The sequence below is a fragment of the Rhodopseudomonas sp. genome, assembly GCF_036404135.1.
Taxonomy (GTDB): domain Bacteria; phylum Pseudomonadota; class Alphaproteobacteria; order Rhizobiales; family Xanthobacteraceae; genus Rhodopseudomonas_A.
The window spans coordinates 1-25,936 of record NZ_DASWPE010000110.1 but is presented as its reverse complement, the minus strand read 5'-3'; the positions used below and the strand labels follow the sequence as shown (position 1 = coordinate 25,936).

General features: G+C 65.9%; 26 protein-coding genes. 5 read left to right on the top strand and 21 right to left on the bottom strand.

Annotated features, from left to right (window positions below):
* On the bottom strand, positions 1 to 442 hold a 442-nt coding region (locus tag VGC77_RS13675), incomplete at its 3' end, for a class II aldolase/adducin family protein (RefSeq protein ID WP_331172114.1).
* A 114-nt stretch (positions 443 to 556) separates the two neighbouring features.
* Between VGC77_RS13675 and ltnD the strand changes: the two genes are divergently transcribed.
* Positions 557 to 1,480 carry an L-threonate dehydrogenase gene (gene ltnD, locus VGC77_RS13670; RefSeq protein WP_331172113.1) on the top strand — a complete coding sequence of 308 codons (924 nt, stop codon included), beginning with the start codon at positions 557 to 559 and terminating at the stop codon, positions 1,478 to 1,480.
* A 94-nt stretch (positions 1,481 to 1,574) separates the two neighbouring features.
* Here ltnD and VGC77_RS13665 read toward each other — a convergent pair whose 3' ends face one another.
* Together VGC77_RS13665 and VGC77_RS13660 are read right to left on the bottom strand one after the other, a co-directional pair.
* The gene (locus VGC77_RS13665) at positions 1,575 to 2,084 is read right to left on the bottom strand and encodes a phasin (RefSeq protein WP_331172112.1); all 510 of its coding nucleotides are present in this window, start codon (positions 2,082 to 2,084) and stop codon (positions 1,575 to 1,577) included.
* A gap of 184 nt (positions 2,085 to 2,268) precedes the next feature.
* Complete coding sequence (locus VGC77_RS13660) at positions 2,269 to 2,643, bottom strand: hypothetical protein (RefSeq protein WP_331172111.1); 375 nt, start codon at positions 2,641 to 2,643, stop codon at positions 2,269 to 2,271.
* Positions 2,644 to 2,802: 159 nt separating this feature from the next.
* Between VGC77_RS13660 and VGC77_RS13655 the strand changes: the two genes are divergently transcribed.
* On the top strand, positions 2,803 to 3,723 hold the full coding sequence (locus VGC77_RS13655; RefSeq protein ID WP_331172110.1) for an alpha/beta hydrolase: 921 nt from the start codon (positions 2,803 to 2,805) through the stop codon (positions 3,721 to 3,723).
* Between the two features lie 153 nt (positions 3,724 to 3,876).
* On the opposite strand, the gene VGC77_RS13650 is transcribed toward VGC77_RS13655, so the two are convergent.
* From VGC77_RS13650 to VGC77_RS13615, 8 genes are all read right to left on the bottom strand, one after another.
* The gene (locus VGC77_RS13650) at positions 3,877 to 4,851 is read right to left on the bottom strand and encodes an alpha/beta hydrolase (protein WP_331172109.1); all 975 of its coding nucleotides are present in this window, start codon (positions 4,849 to 4,851) and stop codon (positions 3,877 to 3,879) included.
* Between the two features lie 26 nt (positions 4,852 to 4,877).
* Positions 4,878 to 5,675: an alpha/beta hydrolase gene (locus VGC77_RS13645; protein ID WP_331172108.1), complete on the bottom strand. Its 798-nt coding sequence runs from the start codon at positions 5,673 to 5,675 to the stop codon at positions 4,878 to 4,880.
* A gap of 21 nt (positions 5,676 to 5,696) precedes the next feature.
* Positions 5,697 to 5,951, bottom strand: a complete 255-nt coding sequence (locus tag VGC77_RS13640) for a DUF6489 family protein (protein ID WP_331172107.1) — start codon at positions 5,949 to 5,951, stop codon at positions 5,697 to 5,699.
* Positions 5,952 to 6,051: 100 nt separating this feature from the next.
* Entirely contained in the window at positions 6,052 to 7,308 is a 1,257-nt protein-coding gene (locus tag VGC77_RS13635; RefSeq protein WP_331172106.1) for an FAD-dependent oxidoreductase, read from the bottom strand.
* Between the two features lie 31 nt (positions 7,309 to 7,339).
* Positions 7,340 to 10,420, bottom strand: a complete 3,081-nt coding sequence (locus VGC77_RS13630) for a multidrug efflux RND transporter permease subunit (protein WP_331172105.1) — start codon at positions 10,418 to 10,420, stop codon at positions 7,340 to 7,342.
* A gap of 155 nt (positions 10,421 to 10,575) precedes the next feature.
* Positions 10,576 to 11,769, bottom strand: coding sequence for an efflux RND transporter periplasmic adaptor subunit (locus VGC77_RS13625; protein ID WP_331172104.1), 1,194 nt, complete (start codon positions 11,767 to 11,769; stop codon positions 10,576 to 10,578).
* Position 11,770: 1 nt separating this feature from the next.
* A complete protein-coding gene (locus VGC77_RS13620; protein ID WP_331172103.1) occupies positions 11,771 to 12,472 on the bottom strand; it encodes a helix-turn-helix domain-containing protein in 702 nt (233 codons plus the stop codon).
* A 94-nt stretch (positions 12,473 to 12,566) separates the two neighbouring features.
* Positions 12,567 to 13,436 (bottom strand): VOC family protein, encoded by an 870-nt coding sequence (locus VGC77_RS13615; RefSeq protein WP_331172102.1) that lies wholly within the window; start codon positions 13,434 to 13,436, stop codon positions 12,567 to 12,569.
* Positions 13,437 to 13,648: 212 nt separating this feature from the next.
* Here VGC77_RS13615 and VGC77_RS13610 point away from each other — a divergent pair, with 212 nt between their 5' ends.
* A complete protein-coding gene (locus VGC77_RS13610; protein ID WP_331172101.1) occupies positions 13,649 to 14,542 on the top strand; it encodes a sugar kinase in 894 nt (297 codons plus the stop codon).
* 60 nt (positions 14,543 to 14,602) lie between these two features.
* Here the strand turns inward: VGC77_RS13610 and VGC77_RS13605 are convergent, their stop codons facing one another.
* The 3 genes from VGC77_RS13605 to VGC77_RS13595 all read right to left on the bottom strand — a co-directional run bounded on the left by VGC77_RS13605 (position 14,603) and on the right by VGC77_RS13595 (position 18,631).
* Positions 14,603 to 15,820 carry an NAD(P)/FAD-dependent oxidoreductase gene (locus VGC77_RS13605; RefSeq protein WP_331172100.1) on the bottom strand — a complete coding sequence of 406 codons (1,218 nt, stop codon included), beginning with the start codon at positions 15,818 to 15,820 and terminating at the stop codon, positions 14,603 to 14,605.
* Between the two features lie 180 nt (positions 15,821 to 16,000).
* Positions 16,001 to 17,491: a glycosyltransferase family 39 protein gene (locus VGC77_RS13600; protein WP_331172099.1), complete on the bottom strand. Its 1,491-nt coding sequence runs from the start codon at positions 17,489 to 17,491 to the stop codon at positions 16,001 to 16,003.
* Positions 17,492 to 17,497: 6 nt separating this feature from the next.
* Positions 17,498 to 18,631 carry a glycosyltransferase family 2 protein gene (locus VGC77_RS13595; protein ID WP_331172098.1) on the bottom strand — a complete coding sequence of 378 codons (1,134 nt, stop codon included), beginning with the start codon at positions 18,629 to 18,631 and terminating at the stop codon, positions 17,498 to 17,500.
* Between the two features lie 279 nt (positions 18,632 to 18,910).
* On the opposite strand from VGC77_RS13595, the gene VGC77_RS13590 reads away from it, so the two are divergent.
* Together VGC77_RS13590 and bcsS are read left to right on the top strand one after the other, a co-directional pair.
* Complete coding sequence (locus VGC77_RS13590; RefSeq protein WP_331172097.1) at positions 18,911 to 19,705, top strand: DUF72 domain-containing protein; 795 nt, start codon at positions 18,911 to 18,913, stop codon at positions 19,703 to 19,705.
* A 106-nt stretch (positions 19,706 to 19,811) separates the two neighbouring features.
* On the top strand, positions 19,812 to 20,564 hold the full coding sequence (gene bcsS / locus VGC77_RS13585; RefSeq protein WP_331172096.1) for a cellulose biosynthesis protein BcsS: 753 nt from the start codon (positions 19,812 to 19,814) through the stop codon (positions 20,562 to 20,564).
* 13 nt (positions 20,565 to 20,577) lie between these two features.
* Here bcsS and VGC77_RS13580 read toward each other — a convergent pair whose 3' ends face one another.
* The 7 genes from VGC77_RS13580 to VGC77_RS13550 form a co-directional block, all read right to left on the bottom strand.
* Positions 20,578 to 20,988 carry a DUF2000 domain-containing protein gene (locus VGC77_RS13580; RefSeq protein WP_331172095.1) on the bottom strand — a complete coding sequence of 137 codons (411 nt, stop codon included), beginning with the start codon at positions 20,986 to 20,988 and terminating at the stop codon, positions 20,578 to 20,580.
* A 32-nt stretch (positions 20,989 to 21,020) separates the two neighbouring features.
* Positions 21,021 to 21,407, bottom strand: coding sequence for a DUF4189 domain-containing protein (locus tag VGC77_RS13575; protein WP_331172094.1), 387 nt, complete (start codon positions 21,405 to 21,407; stop codon positions 21,021 to 21,023).
* A gap of 95 nt (positions 21,408 to 21,502) precedes the next feature.
* Positions 21,503 to 23,107: a molybdopterin-binding/glycosyltransferase family 2 protein gene (locus VGC77_RS13570; protein WP_331172093.1), complete on the bottom strand. Its 1,605-nt coding sequence runs from the start codon at positions 23,105 to 23,107 to the stop codon at positions 21,503 to 21,505.
* Positions 23,104 to 23,796, bottom strand: coding sequence for an XdhC family protein (locus tag VGC77_RS13565; protein WP_331172092.1), 693 nt, complete (start codon positions 23,794 to 23,796; stop codon positions 23,104 to 23,106). Before VGC77_RS13565 ends, VGC77_RS13570 begins: the two co-directional genes overlap by 4 nt.
* Positions 23,793 to 24,119, bottom strand: a complete 327-nt coding sequence (locus tag VGC77_RS13560) for an XdhC family protein (protein WP_331172091.1) — start codon at positions 24,117 to 24,119, stop codon at positions 23,793 to 23,795. The genes VGC77_RS13565 and VGC77_RS13560 overlap by 4 nt, the downstream gene beginning before the upstream one ends.
* Positions 24,120 to 24,133: 14 nt before the next feature.
* Entirely contained in the window at positions 24,134 to 25,336 is a 1,203-nt protein-coding gene (locus VGC77_RS13555) for a VWA domain-containing protein (protein WP_331172090.1), read from the bottom strand.
* Positions 25,337 to 25,543: 207 nt separating this feature from the next.
* A partial coding sequence (locus VGC77_RS13550; RefSeq protein ID WP_414709661.1) for an AAA family ATPase occupies positions 25,544 to 25,936 on the bottom strand: 393 nt, incomplete at its 5' end.

Genomic DNA, 25,936 nt, shown 5'->3' with positions numbered 1-25,936 from the left:
GCCCTTTGATGGCGTCGGCGACCGCGGGATCGCCCGGCCGATAATACGGCAGCAGCGCAACGCAGCCGCACTTCATCACCGAGTAGGCGGTCAGCGGCGGCAGCGCGGCGCGCGGGTCGATCTCCGGCAACATCGACAGCGCCACCGCATGGGTCGAATGCAGATGCACCACCGCGCGCGAAGAGCCGCGCGTCGCATATAGCGCGCCGTGCAACGGCACTTCCTTGGTCGGCGGCGCGCCGGACAACAGCCGGCCCCCGGCGTCGAGCCGTGACAACAGCGCCGGATCGAGGAAACCCAGCGAAGCATTGGTCGGCGTCACCAGAAAGCCGCCGTCGTCGCAGCGCAGGCTGATATTGCCGGACGAGCCCGGCGTCAGCCCGCGCTCGAACAGCGAGCGGCCGAGCCGGCAGATCTGCTCGCGCAACTTGGCTTCGGTCATGGCGTCTCCTTCGCGGCGCGTCTTGGAATGGTTTTTGGCAAGCCAGCGCCGCCGTGATACCGAAAGCGACCGCGCGCGGCCGTCATGACGCGCGGAACGAGTAGGGAGCCTCGCATGCCGAAAGCCACTTCGCCATTGCCGCATGTCGCCGTCATCGGGTTGGGCTCGATGGGATTCGGCATGGCGAGTTCGCTGCGCCGCAAAGGCTTCGCCGTCACCGGCTGCGACGTCTCGCCGGACGCCGTGGCGCGGTTGGTCGCCGCAGGCGGTCGCGGCGCGGCGACGCCGGCCGAGGCGGCCGAGGATTCCGACATCGTGGTCAGCGTGGTGGTCAACGCCGCGCAGACCGAATCCATCCTGTTTGGCGAAGACGGCGTTGCCACAGGTTTGCCGCAAGATTCGGTGTTCGTTTCGTCGGCCACCATGGACCCCGAAATCGCCCGGCGTCTGGCCGCCCGGCTCGAGGCCAGCGGCCGGCATTATCTCGACGCGCCGATTTCCGGCGGCGCGCAACGCGCCGCGCAGGGCGAACTGACGATTCTCGCCTCCGGCAGCGCGGCCGCGTTCGCCAAAGCCCGGCCGGCGCTCGATGCAATGGCGGCGAAGCTCTACCAGCTCGGCGAACAGGCCGGACAAGGCGCCGCATTCAAGATGATCAACCAGTTGCTGGCCGGCGTGCATATCGCCGCCGCCTGCGAGGCGATCGCCTTTGCGGCCAAGCAGGGCCTCGATCTGCGCCAGGTCTACGACGTCATCACCGCATCCGCCGGCAATTCCTGGATGTTCGAGAATCGCGTGCCGCACGTGTTGGACGGCGACTACACGGCGAAGAGCGCGGTCGACATCTTCGTCAAGGATCTCGGCATCGTGCAGGACATGGCGCGATCGGCGAAGTTTCCGGTGCCTCTCGCCGCCGCGGCGCTACAGATGTTTCTGATGACCGCGGGCTCCGGCATGGGCCGCGACGACGACGCCTCGGTGGCGCGGATCTATGCCCACGTCGCCGGCGCCCGGCTGCCCGGCGATTCGCCAGACTGATCGGTTCGGCATGACCGCGCCGCAGCCCGCGCTGCAAACAAAAGGCCCGCATGTGCGGGCCTTAAGCCTTGTTCAAAGTCGCAGCCGACAGCGATCAGGCGCTCTTGTTGTAGATCTTGGCGAGATTATCCTGCGCCGTCTTGGTGCTTTCGGTGACCAGCTTGCCGAGATATTCGGTGGTCGATTTGGCGCGCGTGATCAGCGCCTCGCCCTGCGAGCGAACCAGATCGGACTGGATCTGCACCACCTCGTTGATCGACTTGGCGGAGGCGAGCCGGTCGATGCCCGCGAAGAACGCTTCCGCGTCCTGATAGATCGCATGCTGGATGTTGCGGCTGATCTTGGCGGCTTCGGCGACCGAATTCGACACCGCGGTCTCGATCACGGCGGTGACTTTTTCGGAGCCGGCGTGGATGTCGGCGGCCTTTTCCTTGGCGGTGCCGGCGGCCCGCTTGACGAAGTCGCGGGTGGCATCCGGAACGTCCAGATTCTGGATGTTCTTCAGCGCGTCGGTGACCGGGGTGAAGACCTGCTTGACGCTGTCCAGCACCGAAGTATCGGAGCGCGCGTCGTGTTCGGAAAACGTCTGGGATTCATCGTTCATGGGCTTCCATCCTCGGTTTTGAGCTATGGTTTTCTGCCCTGTCCTGCATGGCCCGGGGCTGGGGATTTATCGCACGACCCATGGTGCGTCGCAACATAAGATGGTGCAGCGCAGAACTCACATTTGCGTGAACATCTTATGAAATACACGCTCCGGTAGCTAAAAACCATCAATCAGGCACGCTTCAGGCCGGTCGTTTCGCTGCGGGCGGTCGCTTGCTTCGCTGCAGCTTTGGACCGGGCAAGCCGGGATCGGCAGCCACGGCGGCTTGCATCTGCTGCAGCAGTTGGGTGATTTCGTGCAACTGGGTTTCGATCGTCTCAAGCCGCGCACTGAAATCGGTGAGCTGCGCGCGGCTCGGCATGTTCATACCGGCCAGATAGCGCTCCATCAGTTCGCCGAGCTGCTTTTGCGCATCGGCGGACACGCCGCCGACCTCGGTGATCACCTTGTTGAATTCGGGCGACGACATCGCCTGATGCGCGAACGCCTGAAAGCCCTTTGACATCTCGCCGAGCATGTTGCGCCACAGCTCGCTCGGGTCGCTGGCTTTGGCCATTCGCGGCTCCCTCTGTGGACGGCGGCTGCTGTCAGCCCCTGGTCTGGATTATTCGATACGGTTGCGGCGCAGCGGTCAATATCGCCGCGGCGCTGTATCGGCGTGCGGCTTCTGCGGCGGGCCTTGCTGCGATAGGTTTCGCAACAACAGGAGGTATCGGTGAACGACGTTCCGCATCAGCCACCGCAATTGGCCAAGGCCAACGGTATCGAGCTCTGCTACGAGATCTTTGGCGCCGTCGACGCCGAGCCGCTGCTGCTGATCATGGGGCTCGGCGCCCAGATGATCCTGTGGGACGACGAGTTCTGCCGGCAACTGGCGAACCGCGGGTTTCGGGTGATCCGTTTCGACAATCGCGACGTTGGCCACTCGACGAAATTTTCCGGCGACAAGCAGCTGACCATGACCGAGCTGTTCAAGCAGCGCGTGCTGCACATTCCGCTCGCCACGCCTTATCGGCTGCAGGACATGGCCAATGACGTAGTCGGCCTCATCGACGCGCTCGAGATCGGCGCGGCGCATATCGTCGGCGCGTCGATGGGCGGCATGATCGCGCAGGAGCTGGCGATCCTGCATCCCGACCGGGTGCGCACGCTGACCTCGATCATGTCGACCACCGGCAATCCGCGGCTGCCGCACCCGACCCGGGAAGCCGCCGCGATACTAATGGCACCGCCGCCGACCAGCCGCGAGGACTACATCGCCCGCTTCGCGCAGACCTGGAAGGTGTTGCGGGTCGGTCGCTTTCCGCAGGACGAAGCCAAGGATCGCGAGCGCGCCGAGCGCACTTACGCACGCGGGCTTAATCCGGCCGGCGTGGCGCGGCAGTTACGCGCGGTGCTGGCGTCGGGCAATCGCAGGCCGCGGCTGCGTCAGATCAAGGCGCCGACGCTGGTGATCCACGGCAGCGTCGATCCGCTGGTGCGTCCGGAAGCCGGCAAGGACACCGCGGCGGCGATCCCCGGTGCCAAATGGCTGTTGATCGACGGCATGGGCCACGCGCTGCCGATCCCGATGTGGCGTACTATCATCGACGCGATCAGCAAGCACGCGTTGGGGACAAGAGCGCCGTCATCCTGAGGCGCTCGCCGACAGCGCCGTTGCGCGGGCGGCGAGCCTCGAAGGATGCGGCAACAAGCACTCGCAGCCCATCCTTCGAGGCCCTCGCGCTGCTCGGGCGCCTCAGGATGACGCCGACTTGGAGCGAATGCTTTATCGCCGCGCGTCTCGCGGTTAGCCGAACCGCCGGCGCCGCCATTCGATCAGCTTGGCGCTGACTTCCTCGGGCTTTTCCTGCTGGGTCCAATGGCCGCTGTCGCGCACCAGGTACTTCTCCAGATCCGGCACCAGTTTTTCCATGCCGTCGGCGGCGGACGGCGGCAGCACCGCGTCGTTCTCGGCCATGATCATCAGCGCCGGCACCCGCACGGTGAGATCGAGATCGGCGGAGCACTGCCAGTTGCGCGTCATGTTGCGATACCAGTTGATGCCGCCGGTGAAGCCGGCGGCGCTGTATGCCGCGACGAACACCTGCTTCTCGTCCGGCGACAGGATCGGCTCGCGGGAATCGCGGCTGGCGTCATAGGCCGCCACGATCTGCGGAAACGCCAGATTGGGTTTCGCTGCGGCGCCGTCGGCCGCGGCAGGCGATTTGCGCAGCGGCTTCCTCATGAACACGTCGAAGGTCTGTTCGACCCGGCTGGCAAAGATCCGGTCCGGCTCGCGCGCCGGATCCTGAAACTGCACGATGTACATGCTGTCGCCGAACCGCTTGCGTAAGATCTCGATCGGATCGACCGGCGGCCGCGCAGTGTGCGGGGTGTTGACGCCGACCACGCCAGCGACGCGCGCGAGATGCCGCAGCGGCATCTGCCACACCACGAAGCCGCCCCAGTCATGGCCGACGAAAATCGCCTTCTCGATGTCAAGATGATCGAGCAGCCCGACCAGATCGTCGGTCAAGTGCTCGATATCATAGGCCTCGACCGGCTCCGGGCGATCGGTCGCGCCGTAGCCGCGCTGGTCCGGCGCGATCACCCGCAGGCCCGCCGCGCTCAGCGCCTTGATCTGGTGCCGCCAGGAAAACGCCAACTCCGGCCAGCCGTGACACAGCACGAGCGGCGGGGTGTCCGAGGCCGGACCCGCCGCGTAGTAAGCCATGCGGATTCCGTTGCTCGAGGCAAATTGCAGCGGCGGCATCTCGATCATCGCGGCCCTCCCCGACATGCGCGCCTTCAGGCGCGTTGCGACGAGTTTGCCGGTTTCAAGGGCGGATAGGCAATGGCAAACGGGCCGCCGCGATCGAACGGCCGGAACGTGCCCTCCGGCTGCGCCAGCCGGTCGGCGACCGCCCACAGCACCGCGGCATTCACCGTGAGGCCGATGTGGCTGGCGAGACAGACCTCAATGTTTTCCGCACTCGCCGAGGGCTGCAGCACGCTGGTGCGCCAGTTCACGATGCCGTCGCCGCGGGAATAGATCGAGGTGGTCGGCACCGGCAGCGCGCCGGCCAGCGCCTGCAAATCCGCGGCTGCGACGTTGTCGAGGCTTTCGCCGGACAGCCTTTCGTAGATCCGCCGGCCGTTGGTGGCGGTGAGGTCGCGGGCGAACGGGCTGCCCAAAGTGATCACGCTGCGTACCAGTTCGGGGCGGTGCAGCGCGAGGTCACGGGCATAGACGCCGCCGAGGCTCCAGCCGACCAGGCTGACCTTGCGGCCGGTGAGTTCGTGAATCCGCGTCAGGCGGTCGCCGAGCTTGGCGCGCATGCCGTAGACGCCGCCGATGTTGCGGCCAAGCTCCCAGGCGAAACTGCGGTAGCCGAGATGGGTGAGAAAACGCCGCAGCAAGGCGGTGGACAGATCGCTGGCCAACAGCCCCGGCAGCACCAGCACCGGATGGCCATCGCCCTTGCACGCCCGCAGCAGCACCGGCGCCAGCAGCAGGCTGGCGTTCAGTTCAATGAGGCTGCGCGCCTCGGCCAGCAACAGGCCGAGGCCGGGCGGCCGAAGCGGCGGCGTCGCCTGCGCGGACATCGAGCCTGGTGAACCTCGCTGCTACTTCTTGTCCTTGGTCATGCTGCCGCCCAATCCCGTCATCGTCACGAAGATGTCCTGAAACCGCTCGGCGAGCTTGGGATCGAAGGTGAACCAGCTTTGCATCAATGCCTCGGGCGAGACCTTTTCGATATTGGCCGTCATCTGCTGCTGCAGTTTTTCCATCACCGCAACCTGCATCGGCTGCACGTCGGGGAGACCGAAGAACTGCCGGGCTTCCAGTGGCGTGCAATCGATCTCGACATTGACTTTCATAACCGCTCCTGACTGCTTTGATCGCCGCCCGGCCCGAACGGCGCCGGCAGTATCGCCGCGACAACCGCGGGGATGCAAGCGCTCTGAGTTGCGCGGCGGCTCAGCCGAAGCGCTGCACAGAAAAGGGCTTCGGATCGGCGAATGGCGGCTCGCCGGTGATCATTTCCGCGAGCAAACGTCCAGTGGCGGGACCGAGCGTCAGGCCGTGATGCTGATGGCCGAAGTCGAACCACAATCCGGGATGCCGCGGCGCGGCGCCGAGCACCGGCAGCATGTCGGGCAGGCACGGCCGCGCGCCCATCCAGGGCGTGGCCTCGATCGCCTCGCCGAGCGGAAACAGCTCGCGGGCGAGCGGCGTGGCGCGGGCGATCTGCACCGGCGACGGCGGCGCGTCGCGGCGCGCGAACTCCGCGCCGGTGGTGAGGCGAATGCCTTTGTTCATCGGCGCCAGCAGGTAGCCGCGGTCGGAATCCAGCACCGGATGCCCGAGCACGGCGTTGCCGCGCGGCACGAAATGCTGATGATAGCCGCGCTTGAAGCCGAGCGGGATGCGATAGCCGAGTTTGCGGAACACCAGGTCCGACCACGGTCCGAGCGCCACCACCACCTCGCGCGCTGCGACGCTGTCGCCGTCGGCCAAGGCCAGCCGCCAGCCGCCGCCGTCCTGCTCCAGCAAGCGCGCATCGCCGTGCGCGAAGCGCCCGCCGTTGCGCTGGAACAGCGCGGCATAGGCCTTCACCAAGGCGCCGGGGTCGGGAATGAAGCCCGGCGCTGGCCAGTGGATCGCGCCGGCAAATGTGCCGGACAGATTGGGCTCGCGCGCGGCGATCGCTGCGGCATCGAGCACCTCGCCGTCGACGCCGTAGGCGCGAGCGCGCTCCAGCTCGGCAAGGCTGTGGGCCATGGTGCTCTGCGAGCGAAACAGCTTGATCCAGCCGGTGCGGCGCAACAGCTGCGGCACGCCAGCCTGTTCGATCAAGGCCTCGTGCTCGGCGAGGCTGCGCTGGATCAGCGGCAGCGCCGCCATCGCGCTGTTTAGCGACCTTTGCGGCGACGACGCCAGGAAATAGCGCACCAGCCAGGGCAGATACTCCGGCAGCCCGGATAGCTGGTAGTGCACATCGGTGGAGCGGTTCAGCGAATAGCGCAGGATATGGCGCAGATCGCGCGGAAAAATGTAGGGAAACACCGAGGCGCATTCGATCAGCCCGGCATTGCCGTAGCTGGTCTCGTCGCCGGCCCGGTCGTTCTTTTCGACGAGTACCACATCACGGCCGCGCTGCTGCAGGTGCAGCGCGGCGCTGACGCCGACGACGCCGGCGCCCAATACCAAAACATCAGCTTTTCGTTCAGTCATCTTATTCCCCGCCGACGGCGGACCTCGCCCGTCAGGTCGGGCTCAATCCGAGATCGGCGATTTCCTTGTTACGCTCGGACTCCGCCTGCGCGCGGTGATCGGTCCCCAGCGCGACATACACCGCCGGCAGCACGAACAGCGTGAACAGCGTGCCGATCGACATGCCGGAGACCACGACGAGGCCGATCGAGAACCGGCTGGCGGCGCCGGCACCCGACGCCGTCAACAGCGGCAACAGGCCGGTGACCATCGCCGCCGTCGTCATCAGGATCGGCCGCAGCCGGACGCGCGCCGCCATCTCGATCGCCGAGCGCTTGTCCAGCCCCTCGTTGAGCTGCAATTCGCGGGCGAATTCGACCATCAGGATGCCGTGCTTGCTGATCAGGCCGATCAGCGTCAACAGCCCGACCTGGGTGTAGATGTTGATGGTGGCGAGACCGAAGAACAGCGGGATCAGCGCCCCCGAGATCGCCATCGGCACGCTGATAAGGATCACCAAGGGATCGCGCAGGCTTTCGAACTGCGCCGCCAGCACCAGGAAGATGATGATCAGCGCAAAGCCCATGGTGATGGCGAGCTGGTTGCCTTCCTGGACGTATTGCCGGGCGTCGGCGAGATAATCGTGGCCGAAGCCGGACGGCAGGTTCTTGGCCTGCGCCTCCAGGAAGTCGACCGCCTGACCGACCGTGACGCCGGGCATCGGCACCGCCTGGAAGGTGGCGGAGTTGAGCTGGTTGTAATGCGTCAGCGCGTTGGGATCGGTCGCGGTCTCGATCGACACCAGCGTCGACAGCGGCACTTGCTGGCCGGTGGCGGTGGGGACGTAGTAATTGGCCAGCGATTCCGGCGCCAGCCGCAGCTCGCGTGGCACCTGCGGGATTACCTGATAGGAGCGCCCCTCAAGGTTGAAGCGGTTGGTGTAGTTGCCGCCGAGCAGGGTCGCCAGCGTATTGCCGATCTGTCCCATGGTGATGCCGAGATCATTAGCCTTGGTGCGGTTGATCTTGACCCGCACCACCGGCTGGTTGAAGTCGAGATCGCTGTCGGCGACGATGAACAGCCCGCTCTTGCGCGCGGCGTCCTTCAGCTTGACCATCTCCTCATAGACCGACTGGAATCCATTGGTGGAATTGATCACCATCTGGATCGGCAGGCCGCCCGGCCCGCCCGGCAGCGCCGGCAGGTTGAACGCGAAGGCGCTGACGCCCTCGATCTTGCTGAGGTCGGCCTGCACCAACGGCTTCAGCTTGGTCGAGGAACGGGCGCGCTCGTCCCACGGCTTCAGCAGCATGCCGGCGATGCCGTTGCTGGGGCCGTTGGTGCCGTTGATCACGAAGCGCAGATCGGTCTCCGGATATTTCGCGAAAACCTTGTCGAGTTTGTCGCCGTAGAAATCGGTGTAGTCGATATTGGCGTATTTCGGCGCCTTGACCACCGCGAACAGGATGCCCTGATCCTCCTCGGGCGCCAGCTCCTTCGACGTGTTCTGGTACAGGAAGCCGACCAGGAACAGGATCGCCACCGCGAACAGCGCGGTGACCGGGCGATAGTCCAGCGAGCGGTCGAGCTGGCGGCCGTACCAGCGCGTGCAGGCGCTGAACACCGCGTCGACCTTCTTGCCGAACCAGCCCTGATCGTGCGGCCGCAGCAGCACCGAACACATCATCGGCGACAGCGTCAGCGCGATGACGCCGGACACGATCACCGAGCCGGCGAGCGTAAAGGCGAATTCGCGAAACAGCGAGCCGGTCAATCCGCCGAGGAAGCCGATCGGCGCGTACACCGCGGCCAACGTGATGGTCATCGAGATCACCGGACCGACGATTTCGCGGGCGCCTTGCAGCGACGCCTGTACTGGCGACTTGCCCTCCTCGAGATGTCGATGGATGTTTTCCACCACCACGATGGCGTCGTCGACCACGAGCCCGATCGCCAGCACCATCGCCAGCAGCGTCAACAGGTTGATGCTGAATCCCATCACCATCATCAGGCTGCAGACGCCGATCAGCGACAACGGAATGGTGACGACCGGGATGATCACCGAACGGACCGAGGCGAGGAACAGGAAGATCACCACCACGACGATGCCGATCGCCTCGATCAGCGTCTTCTCCACCTCGTCGATCGAGGAGCGGATGAATTTGGTGGAATCATAAGCCACCTTCATCTTCAGCGACGGCGGCAGGTTGCGTTCGATCTCCGGGAACAGCTTGCGCACCCCGGTGACGATGTTGAGCGGGTTGCCCTGCGGGGTGGCCTGCACGCCGATGAAGATCGCGTGTTCGCCGGAGAACGCGACGCTGGCGTCGGTGCTCTGCGCGCTGAGCTCGACGGTGGCAACGTCCTCCATCCGCACGAAGCCGCCGTCCTTGGCCTTCACCGTCATCCGCTTGAACTGCTCGACATTCTGCAGGTCGGTGTTGGCGGTGACGTTGGAGACGATGAAATAACCCTTGGTCTGCCCCGCTGCGGACTGGAAATTGTTGGCACGGATCGCCGCCGAAATATCGTCGGGCGACACGCCGCGGCCGGCCATCCGGATCGGATCGAGCCAGATTCGCATCGCGAAGGTCTGGCCGCCGAGAATATCGGCCGAGGAGACGCCGTCGACCGTCGACATGATCGGCTGCACCACGCGGGTCAGATAGTCGGAGATCGCCGAGCCCGACAATTCCTCGCTCGCGAAGCCGATATACATCACCGCGGTGGTCTGCCCGGTGGATTTCAGGATCACCGGGTCGTTGGCTTCCTTCGGGATCAGGTACTTGACCGAATTGACTTTGGACAGCACCTCGGTCAGCGCCTGGTTCGGATCGACGTTCAGCTTGATGTAGACCGAGATCAGGCTCTGGCCCTGTGTCGAGGACGAGGTCATGTAGTCGACGCCTTCGGCGGCGGCCACCGCCTGCTCGATCGGCGTGGTGATGAAGCCCTGCATCAGATCCGGCGACGCGCCCGGATAGGTCGTGGTGACGGTCACCACGGTGTTCGACAGCTTCGGGTACTGCCGGATCGGCAGGCTGGTCGCCGCCTTGAAGCCGATCAAGAGGATCAACAGGCTGACCACGAGCGACAGCACCGGCCGCTTGATGAAGATATCGGTGATGACCATCGCTGGCGCTCCTTAAGCATCATCGCCGAACCGGATCGGTCCCAGCCACGATGCAGCATCATTGTCAAAATTCGGGCCCGGGTCGCTATGGCCCGAATTGCAGTGGCGGCGTGATCGAGGCCGGACCAGGGGATCGGCCTGGTCCTGGCCGCTTGCTAATTGCGCGGCGGCGTGGCCGGAATCGGCGGCGCGGGATCCGGCGAAATCGCCACCGCGGCCCCGGATTGCAGCTTCAGCTGACCGACCGCGACCACCCGGTCACCGGGCTTCAGCCCGCTCTGGATCACCGCCTGGCCGTTGGAGCGATCGCCGGTGCGAACGAAGGTACGCACCGCGGTCAGCGTCTCGCTGCCGTCGTCGGCCTTCTTCGGCGTGATCAGATACACCGCGTCGCCATACAGCGTGTAATCGACCGCGGTCTCCGGAACGGTGATCACCGCCGGCTTGTCCGGCAGCACGACCGTGGTGGTGGTGAACATGCCGGGCTTCAGAATGTGCTCCGGATTTTCGATCGTCGCCTGCACCCGGATGTTGCGGGTTTCGCTGTTGATCTGCGGCTCGATGGTGGTGATCTTGCCCTCGAAGATCTTGCCCGGATAGGCGTCGACCGCAACGCGAACCAGCTGGCCCACCTTGAGTGTGCCGGAGTCCTTCTCGGTCACGGTGAAGTTGGCGTAGACCGCCGACAGATCGGTCAGCGTCACGATCTGGGTCCCGGCGGTGAGAAACTGGCCGACCTCGGCGTGGCGAACGCCGAGCACGCCGTCGAACGGCGCGCGGACCAGCTTTTGCGAAATGATCGCTTCGGTCTTGGCAATCCCGGCATTGGCCTGATCGAACGCGGCCTGCGCCGAATCCACCGTGGCCTGCGGACCGAACTGGCGCGCCGCCAATTGCTTGGCGCGATCGAGCGACAATTGCGCGACGGTGGCCTGCGCCTTGTAGCTGGCGAGGTCGGCGCGGTCGGGTTCGTCGAACAATTGCACCAGCGGGCTGCCCGCCTTCACCACGGAGCCCGCGGTAAACAGGATATTGGTGATCCGGCCGCTGACGTCGGAGGTCACGTTGACCTGATGCACGGCGGCGAGCTCGCCAACCGCGGTCAACAGATTCGGGATCACCTGGGACTTGGCTTCGGCCACGCTGACGCTGGTCGGCGGCGGCTTATTGTTGGCGAAGAACTGCGCAATCATGTGATTGCGAAATGCGTTGAAGCCGACGATGCCGCCGACCAAAATCGCCAGCAGCACCCCCACGATGATGAACCAACGGGTCATCCGTACCGGTCGCGGACGCGGCTTTTCCTCGATGGCTCGCGCCGAATTTGGCGAGTCTGCTGCAATCGTCATGTCATGCACTTTCTGCCGGTGCCGGCCGCCATTCGCTGACCGGCATATCACGATCCATATGCGCGGCGATCGCCGCTTCGTTCAGTCCAATGCCGCGCAGGATGAATTCACATATCTGCCGCTCGAGATCGACGGCGCCGTCGTAGGAGAGACACGGCGTGGTGGGCAACCTCGAAAGCCCAGCCATCAATACGGTGTGGTGGGCGAACCAGAACAGATTCAACGGCTCGAGTCCCACCCGCGATGCCTCTCCCGACGCCACTGCGCGCTCGAGAGAAGCCGTAAATACTGGTCCTATCAAAGCTCCTACCTTCTGGTAAAGAAGCCTGGCGAATTCGCCGTCATCGAGCTGGCTGCTCATCATCAGCCTTAACCGTTGGGCATCTTCCTGGTCGGGCACTTCGTTGACGTGCAGAAAATGTCCGACCATGCCGCGAACCAGCACCACCAGGGTCTGCGTCGACGGCTCCAGCCCGAGCAGCCCGTGCATCGCCGGCGCCGCCTCGCATTCCTCCGCCAGGATTTCCGCGTACAGCGCCGATTTGGTCGGGAAATGCTTGAACAGCAATCCTTCTGAAATCGATGCGGCGGCCGCGACGCTTTTGGTGGTGGTGCCGGCGAAGCCATGGCGGGCGAAACACCGCTTCGCCGCGCTGAGAATCAACTCCCGGCGCAAATCACTCGTCATGCGCAATGTACTCATCTTGTGAGTAAGCACTCACCTTAAATGATGTCAAGCCGAATGCTGCGGCGCACTAAGTTGTGATCGATTCTGCCGGGCCTCTGCGACCTGCGGTTTACGGTTTGGTGACGGCGGCGGCCTGCGGGCGCGGCGGCGAAGGCTGCACCAGCAAGGTTGGAATTCCGCAGCTCCCGCTGCGGAGCGTCAGCACCCGCGTGCCGGACTTGCGGCCGGGCCTGATCTCGCTGACCTCAAGCCCGGACTCGATCAGCCGGGTCCGGGTGGCGTCGAGATCGCCGACCCGCCAGCTCACCCCGTACAGCCGATCGCGGCTTTTCTCCGGCGTCTTGTCGGCGCGGTGCGCGACCTCGACGATCAGATCGCCGCAGCGAAAGAACATCAGCCGGCCCCCGTCCGGATGCGAGCGGTCCAAGGCCATATCGAGCCCCAGCCGGGCGCCGTAGAGCGCCGCGGCGGCCTCGGGGTCGGCGGTCGAGATCACCACATGATCAAGCCCGACGATCGGCGCCACGGCGATGCTCGCCGATGCCGGTCGGGCGCCGGCAAGCTCGAGGAAGAATAGTCGCACGCCGCCGGCCAGCGCCGCCGCGGCGCGGGTACTTTGCCACGACAACGTCGCGCCGCTCAGGCTGTCGCGGCTGGCGACCGTGGCGACTGCGTCGGGCTGCAGCCCCAGCCGCTCCAGCCGGCGATGCGTCGCTGCGATATCGGCAACCTTGAAGCACAGGCTGGCCAGCCCCTCGCCCTGCGCCGCCAGCACCGCACGAATCCGATCCGCAGTGGGGCCGGCCCCGGCCGGCGCCATCAGTTCGACGCTGCTGTTGGCGAGCGTGAACAGCACGGTCTCGGCGCCGTCGCGCGTGCTTTGCCAGGCCGGCGCCAGGCCGAGCAGCGCCCGATAGGCGGCGGTGCCGGCGGCGATGTCCTCGACCAGTATAACCACGTGATCCACGCCGCTGATCATCGGTCTATTCCTTGCGATCAACCTGAGATTCGGCCCAAATCAGCTCGAATCGACCGCTTGGGCGTCGCGCCGTGGCGGACCGCTGCGGCAGGTCCGATCAGCCGCTGCGGAAAATTTCAGCGATATACGCGCGTAACAGGTGGTAGTGTAGAATACATCATCGCCATCAGTCCCCAGGGGCCGAAACAACCCACACCTAATCCGGAACAATTATGCAGGCTCTTTTTATCGGACAAACCTATATCGACGTTACATTCATCACCGATCACATGCCGACAGGAGACGAAAAACACGTTGCCTCCGACTATGCGGTCTCGTTCGGCGGTAACGCCGTGACCGCGGCGTTCTGCTGCGCCAAGCTCGGCATCGAGCCGGACGTCATCGCCACGGTGGCCAATGACTGGCTCGGCCGGATGTTTCAGGACATGACGGCGAAGTATGGCATCTCGGTACATCCGCGCAAGGTCAAGACCTCGTCGCTGTCGTTCATCATGCCGAAGGACGGCAAGCGCGCCATCGTGCGCTGCCGCGACGACGAGCATATTCACCCCTATCCGGTGCTCAACCTCGGCGGCTGCCGCGCGCTGCATGTCGATGGCCATCAGCCCGATGCCGCGATCCATTACGCCAAGCTGTGCCGCGAGGCCGGCATCCTGACCTCGCTCGACGGCGGCGGGCTGCGCGCCAACACCCATGAATTGCTGGAATTCATCGACGTCGCGATCGTCGCCGAGCGGCTGTGCGAGCAGATGAAGCTGACGCCGGAAGCGATGCTGGACTACCTGAAGAGCCGCGGCTGCAAGATCGGCGGCGTCACCCGCGGCGAGCGCGGTCTGTTGTGGTTCGACGAAACCGGATCGGTGCGGACGCTGCCGGCCTTCGCGGTGCCGCACGCCCGGGTGCTCGACACCAACGGCGCCGGCGACGTGTTCCACGGCGCCTATATCTATTCGTATCTCAGCAACCCGTCCTGGAGCTGGAACGAGCATTTCCACTTCGCCCAGGCCGCGGCGACCTACAAGATCCAGCATCTCGGCAACGAAGCCGGACTCCCGACGCTGGCCGATATCGAGGTGGTGGAGAAGGAATTCGCCGCGACGGTATAACTTGTCACGTGCGCCTCTCTCCCCAAGCGGGAGAGAGGCGCGCGCGTCGCGGGGCGCGGGTTACGCCAGCGCTTTTTTTAAGTCAAAGGTCAGATCGACCGCCTGCTCCGGCGTGATCGATCGGCCGGTCGGCAGCATCTTGCGGCCGAACACGTGATCGGCGGCGCGGTTGACCGATTCGATGCCGATCAGCTTGCCGTCCTTGTAGCAGAACGCCGAGAACGACCGCTCGGCAACGCTGCCGCGCACCACCACCTGATCGAACCCCGCGGTGAGGCCGGCGATCTGCAGCTTGTCGTCGCCCTGGTCGCTCCAGAACCACGGATAGCCGTCATAGGTCTTGGCGTCGCCGGTCAGGCGCGCGGCGACGCAGCGCGCCTGGTCGGTGGCGTTCTGCACCGATTCCAGCCGCATCAATTCGCCGAACCGCTCGCTGGCGAACAGCGCGCAATCGCCGATCGCCGAGATGTTCGGATCGGCGGTCAACAGTTGCTCGTTGACGATGACGCCGGAGGCCACCGGCAACCCGGCCGCCGCGGCGAGTTCGACATTGGGAATGACGCCGACGCCGACCACCACCAGGTCGGCGTCGATCTGGCGGCCGTCAGAGAGGCTGACGCCGGAAACCTTGCCGTCTTTGGCTTCGATCTCGGTGGCGCGCACGCCGTAATGAATGCGGATGCCCGCCGCGGTATGGCGGTCGTGGAAGTAGGCGGAAATTTCTGGCGTCACCGCGCGCGACATCACCCGCGGCGCCAGTTCGAGCACGTCGACCTCGAGGCCCTTGGATTGCGCGGTGGCGGCGAATTCCAGCCCGATGAAGCCGGCGCCGATCACCACCGCATGCTTGCGCGTCGGCATCCGCTGCCGCACCAATTCGCTCTCGTCCATCGTGCGCAGATACAGCACGTCCTCGAGCGTCGCATTGGGCACGTCGAGCATCCGGTTGCGGGCGCCGGTGGCGATCACCAGATGGCCGTAGTCGAGCGAATTGCCCGACGCGAGCTTAAGCTTGCGCGCCTCCCGATCGATCGCCGCCGCCTGATCGGAGACCAGTTCGATGGCCTGGTCGGCGAAGAATTTTTCCGGCCGGAACATCAGCGAATCCGGCGCGCCCTCGCCCTTGAGATAGGCTTTCGACAATGGCGGGCGCTGATAGGGCAGATGTTTCTCGTCGTTGATCAGCACGATGCGGCCGGCGAACTTGGCCTGGCGCAGCGATACCGCGACTTGAAAGCCGGCATGTCCGGCTCCCACGATCAAGACCGATCCGGTCATCGTCATACTCATGTTGTTAGGGTGCAATTTCAGGCTGTGTGAACAGCGTGTGGCGGGCAAACAGAGGCGGCCTGCCTCTAGCATAAAGCCGGCCGGAGTGTGAGCTTTTCGCCGCTCGCGCTCAGCGGCGCGATTAGACTAAAGTTCCACCGTGCCGCTGTCGGCGCCCGCCGCCGCCGTTCAATACGGCGGCGGCCGGCGGTCCAACACCTCGCCCCGGGCGCCATCCAGCAGGTCCAGTTCCACGACGTCGACCACCAGCGGGCCGCGGCGACGGACCACCTCGCCGACCTTCTCGATGCGAGTGAAACCTGCCTTCAGATCCGGCAATGCGGCGGCGTTGTCCTCTCCGACCAGCAGCAACTTGCCGGCGAGCAAACTTGGATCCGGCTCCGGCGCGTTGACCCAGCGCATCCGCTGGGTGCGTTGCGCCACGCACGTGCCCTTCGGCAGATAAAATGCAAGCCAGGAGGTGGTGCCATAATCGTCGGCCAGCACGCAGCCCGCGCCGACCCGCGAGCGCACCGCCTCGATCTCGCCGGCCATTTGCACCACGCCGACGCCGACCGTGCGCACGGTGGCGTCGCGGTGAAAGCCGGTCAGCAGCCCGGTATTGGCCTGCACCGCGGCGATAACGAACAGAGCCACCCCGGTCGGCGCCGCCCAGCGGGCGCAGACATCCACCACCCGCTGCGCCCCCGGCCGCCACCGGACGGCATGCACGGCCACCGCCGCGGCGATGGCAAAGGCCGGATAGATCGGGCTCAGCCAATTGGCCTCGACCCTTGCGTGGAAGGCGTGCCAGGCGAAATAACCGATGATGATCCAGACCGTGGCATTGAGCAGCGCGCGCGACGCCGCCGCGCCGGTGTCGCGGCGCCACATCGCATAAAGCCCGAAGCCGCCGAGCACGAACACCAGCGGCGTCGCCAGGGCGAACTGGGTCGGCAGCAGCTCGCTGAGATAGGCCGGCTTGAATCCGTCGATCCTGGCGCGCCCGAGCTGCTTGATGAACGACACCCATTGATGGTCGGCATTCCACAGCAGCACCGGCGAGAACATCACCAGCGCGATCAGCGCCGCGAGATAGGGCCAGGGCGAGGCCAGCCAGTGCCGCAATCTCGGCACCGCCAGCAGCCAGACCAGGATCACCGGGCCGAAGAACAGCGCGGTGTATTTCGACAGCAGCGCCGCCCCCACGGCCGCGCCGACGCCGAGCCAGCAGATACCGCGCCCGGTCGCCTGCAGCTTGGCGAGGAAGTAAAGCACGAAGCTCGAGGCGACCAGCAGCGGCGCATCCGGGGTGACGATGGTGGTGCCGGCGGCCGCCATCAGCGTGGCGTTCAGCAGCAGCGTCGCGGTCGCGGCGAGGCGGCGATCGCCAAACAGCAATTCGGCGGATCGATAAACCGCCCAGCTCATCGGCAGCCCGAGCAGGATCGAGACCAGCCGGACGCCGAATTCCGTGTCTCCGCCGATCAGGGTGCCGAGCCGGATCACCACCGCCACCATCGGCGGATGGTCGTAATAGCCGCCCGCCAGATGTTTCGCCCACATCCAGTAATAGGCTTCGTCGAAGGTCAGCGGCGTCACCGCGCCGACGACAAGCCGCAACGCCACCAAGCCGATCACCATCAGCGCGGTGCCGCGCGCAAGCCGCTCGTCGGTCATCGGCGCTTATCGCTTCCGCCAGACGAACAGCCCGGACATCGCGTAGTTCCAGACCACGCCCATCAGCGCGCCGGCCGCTCCCGCCAGCCACCAGATCGGTTGCTGGTTGTAGACCGAGAAGGCGACGCCGACATTGGCCAGCAGGCCTACGCTGCACACCAGATAGAACAGCAGCAGCCCGCGCAGGATGCGCGCGCCCTTCAGCCGCTGGTCGCGATAGGTCAGGAAGTTGTTGAGCAGGAAGTTGCTGGTCATGGCCAGCAGCGCGGCGATGCCCTGCGCCTCGGCAAACGGGACCGCCAGCACCTGCAGCGACAGATAAAGCCCGATGAAATGCACCAATAGGCCGATCGAGCCCACCATCGCGAATAACAGGAAGCGCAGCGAGACGATGTCGTTGGTGAACTTCGCCAGCACCAGGCCGAGGAAATCCAGCATCACCATGGAATCGAGCTTGCTCTCGCCGTGCAGCCGGGTGGCGAAGCGGTAGGGAATCTCCACGATGCGCAGCGCGCCGCGCGCGGTGGCGATGACGTCGAGCAGGATCTTGAAACCCTGGGTCGACAATTGCGGCGCCAGTTGCTCGAAGCGCTCGCGCCGGATCATGAAGAAGCCGCTCATCGGATCGGCGACGTCGATCCGCAGCACCCGCTTCGCCACCTCGGTGGCGAGCGCGCTAGCGCCGGCGCGCTGCTTGTTGAAGCTGTCGGCGCTGCCGCCTGCGATATAGCGGCTGCCGATCACCAGATCGGCCTGGCCCGCCTGCAGCAGCCCGAGCATTTTGGCCAATTGGGTTTCGTCGTGCTGCAGGTCGGCGTCGATCACCGCAACATAGGGCGCGCTGGAGGACAGGATGCCCTCGATACAGGCGCCGGACAGCCCGCGGCGGCCGATCCGCCGGATGCAGCGCGCCCGAGAATTGCCGACCGCCAGCGCGCGCACCGCGTCGCTGGTGCCGTCGGGCGAGTTGTCGTCGACGAACACCGCCTCCCAAGCGATCCCGGCCAACGCCACCTGCAGCCGCTGAAACAGCGGGGTTACGTTGTCGCGCTCGTTGAAAGTGGGCACAATGACGGACAACTGCAGCGGACCCTGGGTCTGCGGTTGCGTCGCGCTGCTCGGTCTGACGGTTTCATTCATGGCGCCAGCATATATCTGCGGCGCCGGACGATGCCAAGGCAGGCGCAGACCTGCAGGGTTAGATCTTGTGCAGCGGAAGCGGTGAAAATCGGGTGGTCAGACCCGCATCGGCCGGTAAAGTGGGCCCCAAAATGCTAACGACCACGAACAACAGGTGCGCGTACATCCGGCGCTCCCTGATTATTCTGTGGTCGTTCCAGCGCCGGAGCTATGAAGCATCAACGTCGCCGTTAGAAGCTAGATGGGGACGACCCGGACAATCCGCAAGGGGCAGCAACGATGGCAGGCAAAATCCACATCGGCATCGGCGGCTGGACCTTCGCGCCGTGGCGCGGGGTGTTTTACCCCGAGAAGCTGCCGCACGCCAAAGAACTCGGCTACGCCGCCTCGCAGCTCAGCTCGATCGAGATCAACGGCACGTTCTATGGCTCGCAGAAACCGGAGAGCTTCCGCAAATGGGCGCGCGAAGTGCCCGACGGCTTTGTGTTTTCGCTGAAAGGGCCGCGCTTCGTCACCAACCGCAAGGTCTTGGCGGAGGCCGGCGACAGCATCGATCGATTCTATCGCTCCGGCGTGCTGGAACTGGGCGAGCGGCTCGGCCCGGTGCTGTGGCAATTCGCGCCGACCAAGAAATTCGACGCCGCCGACTTTGCGCGGTTTCTCGATCTGCTGCCGCGGCAGGGCGAGGGCCGCACGCTGCGCCACGTGGTGGAGGTCCGCCACGACAGCTTCTGCGTGCCGGAGTTCGTCAGCCTGTTGCGGCAGCACGGCGTTCCGGTGGTGTTCTCGGAACACGCGACCTATCCGGCGATCGCCGATGTCACCGGCGACTTCGTCTATGCCCGGCTGCAGAAGGGCAAGGAGACGGTGAATACCGGCTATCCGCCGAAGGCGCTCGACGCCTGGAGCGAGCGGCTGCGGCTCTGGGCCAAGGGCGGCGAGCCCCCCGATCTGCCGAAGGTCGACAAGGCCAAGGCGAAAAAGCAGCCGCGCGACGTGTTCGCCTATGTGATCCACGAGGCCAAGCTGCGCGCGCCGGCGGCGGCGATGGCGCTGATCGAGCGGGTGACCTGAGGCCATGAAATTTTCCTAGGTTCATCGATCGTTCTCATCCCGTCGCTGGACGTTGCCCCGGCCACAAGCTCTAATTGCATCTCGTGCGTGAAATCGAATGAGTTGAGTGGGGCATTCGGTGCGTGGCGTCGGCGTAGCGCGGCTGCTGGCCGCGGCGGCTCTGTTGGTCGGCGGCAGCATCGGCACCGTGGCCGCGCAGGATGCCGCGATCGACGCGCCGCCGGCCGACACCCTCAGCGGCGGCAGCCGGCCCGAGCAGCTCCTGCTGTTTTCAGGCGTCGACCTGTGGCGCGCCAGCTTTGCCCAATATGGTGGTCTGCATTGGGCGCCCGGCGGTCTCAACAACGACGGCGGCTTTGCCCGGCTGCTGCTGTCGCGCAATTTCGACCGCTACGGCGCCACCAGCACCATCATCTTCCGCGGCGCGCTGCTCGGCGGCTTGCGCTTCAAACGCGGCGCGTTCGAACTCAAGCTGATGGCCGGACCGGAACTGCAGAATGCCGATCCGAGTTCGGCGTTCGATCAGTTGCGCGGCACAAGGCTCGGCCTGCAGGCCGCCGTCGAAACCTGGTGGCAGCCGACGGCACATCTGATGCTGACCAGCTCACTCTCCTTGAGCAGCCTCGGCAGCGGCTATGGCGGGCGCATCGCGGCGGGCTGGCGACTCTCCGATCGCGCCTGGATTGGCCCGGAAGCGTCCACCTCCCGCGACGACGCCAGCACGCAATATCGCGTCGGTGTGCACGTCACCGGCTTTGCGATCGAGGCGGCGGAATGGTCGGCCGCCGCCGGCTATCTCGAGGACGGCTTTGCGCGCCGCGGCGGCTATGGCCGGATCGGCGTGCTGTTCCGACAATAGCGATCCCCGCCCGCTACTGATGGAACTTCAGCCCGTCGACGATCTTGTCGATGACTTTGCGTTCGGCGCGCATCGCCAGGCCGACCAGATTGAGTTCACCGCGCGGCACTGCGCGCACCGCTTGGCGATTGGCTTCATCGTGCGTGGTCTTGAACATGTCCTCGGTGTAGATCGCCGGCGTCACGCCGCGCGCCAAGGCGCGCTCCAGCGCCCGGGTCAACGCCGCCCGCTCGCCGCCATAGATCAGGATCGGCTGGCCGATCAGCGCCAGATACGGCGTATCCGAGCCGTCCTGATACGGCTCGCCGATGCAATGCGGAAACGCTGCGGCGATGCCGCTGGTGAGGAAGGCCGCGACATTGAGTTTCTGCCAGGCCTCGAGATCGGTGCGGATCACCACCGCAATCTTGGTATCGAATTGCATGGCGCGAGCTTACCGGCAAGGACGCGCCGCTGTCACCCCTTGGCGTCGCAGGCCCAGGCGCGGATCACGCAATCCTTGCCGCCGAATTCATAGCATTTACGGGTGGCTTCGTTGAGCGACGAGGAGATTCGCGGTTTCACCGCATAGCCATGGGCGCCGCAGGGATTTTTCAGGTCGATCGACAGCGCGGCGCAGGCGCGCTTCATCGTCAGCGTGGTGCAATCGCCCTTGCATTGCTTGCGCGCGGCGGTGATCGCCGCGGTTTCCATAGGATAGTCGAAGGCCTGGCCATAAGCGCCGCATTTGCCGACGGCGAATGCGCCGGCCGCCTGCGACGGCGCAGCCGATATCATTTGCGCGATCAGCAGCGCGCCAACACCGCACAGCGCGCGACCACGCGCGACGTCCAAAACCGTCATCGTCCCCTCCCCCGAAGGCCAACCGCCGCGGAGTGTAACGAGGGGTCGTTTCAACTTGGTGAACGAAGGCCAAACCGCGCCGCCCGCGGAGACGCTCAGCCGCGCCGCGCGTCTTCCAAGGCCTGCGGGGTGTCGATGTCGAGAAAGGCGCCGGCGCCGTCGACCGCGACTTCCGCCACCGCTTCGCCGTGCTTGGCGATCAGATGGCGGGCACCGATATCGCCGTCGAGCGTCATCAGTTCGGCGAAGAACCGCCGCGACCACAGCACCGGATTGCCGCGCCGACCGTCGCTGACCGGCACCGCGATCAGCGCGCCGCGATCCGGCGCAAACGCCTCGATCAGCCGATCGAGCAACCGCGCGTCGACCAGCGGCATGTCGCCGAGGCAGACCAGGGCGCCGTCGGCGCTGGCCGGCACCGCGGCGATGCCGGCCTTCACCGATGAGGCCAAGCCTTGCGCGAAATCCGCATTGTGCACCACGCGGACCTTGAGGCCGCCGAGCGCCGCCTCGACCTTGGCAGCCTGATGGCCGGTGACCACGACCACCTCGGCAGCTTTGCAGGCCAGCGCCTGCTCGGCGACGATCCGCACCAAGGGCTTGCCATTCAGTTCCGCGAGCAGCTTGTTCGGCCCGCCCATCCTTGTCGAGCGGCCGGCAGCGAGCACGATCGCCGCGACCCGGCGGCTGCTCTCGGCATCGACCGGCACGCGCGGCTGCGGCCTTGTCACGATCTCCATCAGCAATCCGCCGACGCCGAGCCCGGTGATGTCGTCGCGGGTCACTGCAAGCCCGGCCAATAGCCGCATCAGCACCCAGTCGAAGCCGTTCTCCACCGGCGAGCGCGCGCAGCCCGGCGCGCCCAGCACCGGCACGCCTTGAACCTCGCCGATCAGCAACAGATTGCCGGGATCGACCGGCATGCCGAAATGCGCGATGGTTCCACCAATACGGTCGATCGCCGCCGGAATGACATCGCGACGGTCGGCGATCGCCGACGCCCCGAACACGATCACCAGTTCGGCGCCCTGCGTCAGCAATTCCTGCATCGCCGCCGCCAGCGCGGCCTCGTCATGCGCCACGCGGCGCTCGGCGATGATGCTGGCGCCGGCCGGCGCCAGCCGCTCGGCGGTGACCCGCAACGTCTTGTCGATCACCTTGGACGCCAGCCCCGGCAGCAGCGTTGACACCACGCCGACCCGCTTGATGCGATAGGGCGCGATCCGCAAAGCGCCTTCGCCGGCTGCCACCACCGCGGCGTCGCGCAGGGAGCCTGCGACGCCGAACGGAATGATCTTCACGGTGGCGATCATCTCGCCCTCGACCACCGGCTTGAACGCCGCCAGCGTCGCGAAAGTAATCGCCTCGTCGACCCGGTTGATGCGATCGACGACGGCGCGATCGACCACCAGCACGCCGGCCTCGGCGGCGAACAGATTGGCGCGGCCGGTGAAGGCGCGCTCGACATGAACGCCTTCTCCCGCCACCGCCTGCGCCACGCTGGCCGCGGCGACGTCCTCGGAGACGTCGCCACGTTCCAGTTGCACCACCACGATCTCCTTGACCCCGGCGGCGCTGAGCAGCGCCACTTCGGCCTCGCCGATCGGCGTGCCTTTCCTCAGCACCAGCGAACCCTGCCGCAGCGTATGGACGGTGACGCCGCCGATCGCGTCGACGGGGGCGACGGGGCCGAATTTCACGAAGCGCTCGCTTTCGGCAGCCGCAACGTGGCGGTGATCTCGGCCATGATCGCCACCGCGATCTCCGCCGGCGACACCGCGCCAATCGCAAGCCCGATCGGCGCGTGGATTTTCGCGATGTCGGCGTCGGTGGCGCCCTGCGCTTTCAGGCGGTCGGCGCGACGGGCGTGGGTTTTTTTCGAGCCGAGCGCGCCGATGTAGAAGCAGTCGCGGGCAAAGGCGTGCAGCAGCGCCGGATCGTCGATCTTCGGATCGTGCGTCACCGCGACGAACGCGGTGTAATGATCGACATTGAGTGGCGGCAGCGCCTGCTCCGGCCACTCGGCGATCAGCGGCACGTCGGGAAACCGTTCGGCGCTGGCAAAGGCAGTGCGCGGATCAACCACGGTGACGTCGTAGCCCAAGGAGCGCGCCAGCGGCGCCAGCGCCTGGCTGATATGCACCGCGCCGACGATCACCAGCTTGGCGGTCGGCGCGTGGACGTTGAGAAACAGCCTCTTGCCGTCGACCTCGATGGCGCCGCTCTTGCCCATCCGCAATTGTTTCGCCAGCGCCTCGCGCAAAGGATCTGCGGCGATCTCCGACGCTTTCACCAGCCGCTGCTCGCCATTGGCAATGTCGGTGACGACGATGGCCGGGCGTCGCGCCGCGCGCTCGGCATTCAGTTCGGTCAGCGTGGAAAGCTTCACGAATCCACCTTCTCGACGAACACCCGGATGGTGCCGCCGCAGGACAGGCCGACCTGCCAGGCGGTCTCGTCGGCGACGCCGAATTCGAGCAGTTTCGGCTGGCCGCTCTGGATCACGTCGAGCGCTTCGGTGACCACCGCGCCCTCGACGCAGCCGCCGGACACCGAGCCGAGAAAGCTGCCGTCATCATTGATCACCAAGCTGGAGCCGGCGGGACGCGGCGCCGAGCCCCAGGTCTCCACCACGGTCGCCAGGGCAACGCCATGGCCGGCCCGGCGCCAGTCCTCGGCGGCCTGCAAAATGTCCTCGTCGCGATTGAGCATGGCGCGTTCTCCCTTCAAGCCGCGGAGCGGATCAGCGCGCGGTGATGCACCGGCGGCGGCGCGGACAGCGCCGCGATCAGCGCCTGCATCGACGTCAAATTATGCACCGGGCGGAATTCGTCAACGTGCGGCAGCATCATTTTGATGCCCTGCGCCTTGGCCTCGAAGCCGCCGAACCGCAGCAGCGGATTGAGCCAGATCAGCCGGCGGCAGGAGCGGTGCAGCCGGTCCATCTCGAACGACAGCTTGCTGTCCGCCTCGCGCTCCAGCCCGTCGGAGATCAAGAGCACGATGGCGCCCTGCCCCAGCACGCGGCGCGCCCATTGCTTGTTGAAGACGTGCAGCGACGCCGAAATCCGCGTGCCGCCGGCCCAATCCTCCACCGCCGAGGAGCAATTCGCCAGCGCCTCGTCGGGATCGCGCTCGCGCAACGCCCTTGTGACGTTGGTCAGCCTGGTGCCGAACAGGAACACCGAGACCCGCTTGCGGGCGTCGGTGATGGCGTGCAGGAAATGCAGGAACAGCCTTGTATATTCGCTCATCGAGCCGGAGATATCGAGCAGCGCCACGATCGGCGACGGCTTGTCGATGCGGCCGAGCTTGCGGATGTCGACGATGTCGCCGCCGGTGCGCAGACTGCCGCGCAGCGTGCGGCGCAGATCGAGCCGCAGCCCGTGCGGATCCGGCGCGTGGCGACGCGTGCGCAGTTCGGCCTGCGGCAGTTTCATCTGCGCGATCGCGCGCGTCACCTGCGCGATCTCGGCGGCGCTCATCTGCGCGAAGTCCTTCTTCTGCAGCACTTCCTTGTCGGACACCGACAGCCGCAATTCCTGCTCCTGCGGTTGCGGCACCTCGCGGGTGGTCGGCTGCGCCAGCGCGTCCTGCACCCGCCGCGACCCCAGCTTCGGCTTCTTCTTGGCGTGGTCCGGCAGCGGGATGGAATCCAGCATCTGCTTCCAGTCCTCGGCGGCGCGGAAGAACAGCGCGAAGGCCTGCGCGAACACCAGCGCGTGTTCGTGGCGCTTGACGAAGATCGCCTGCAGCGTGGCGTAGAAATCCGCGCGCTCGCCGATCTCGATCAGTTGCAGCGCATTCAGCGCGTCGATCACCGCACCCGGCCCGACCGGCAGCCCGGCGGCGCGCAGCGCGCGGGCAAAGCCGACGATATTGTCGGCCATCTTGCCGGTCGGCGGATTGAGGTGATCGATGGTGGTCATACCACTCGCCTTGACTAACTGGTCTCGATCCCGGCGATGCGCCCGCAACGCCGGCAGCCTGCTCCTACCCCCGCTTGCGGGGGAGGGCTGGGTGGGGGAAATCGCGAGCACGGTGCTTATCCTGCCCCCTCCCCGACCCTCCCCCGCAAGCGGGAGAGGGGGCGCGTTTCCGCTCTGGTCAGTGCTGCGGCAAGAGCCGCCGGAGCACTACTCCGCCGTCGCCTGCTTCAGCACCTTCTGCAGCGTGTCGCCCTGCATCCTTGCGATGTCGTCTTGATACTTCAACAGCGCACCCAGCGTGTCGCCGACCAGTTGCGCGGTCAGCGCGCGGGCATCGAGTTCGGTCAGCGCGGTGGCCCAGTCCAGCGTCTCGGCGACGCCGGGCGATTTGTAGAAATCCTGCTCGCGCAGCGCCTGCACGAAGCGCACCACCTGCTGCGACAGCTTTGCCGAAATCCCCGGCACCCGCGACTTGACGATCGCCAATTCGCGGTCGGCGCTGGGATAGTCGACCCAGTGATACAGGCAGCGCCGCTTCAGCGCGTCGTGGATCTCGCGGGTGCGGTTCGAGGTCACGATCACGATCGGCGGCTGCGGCGC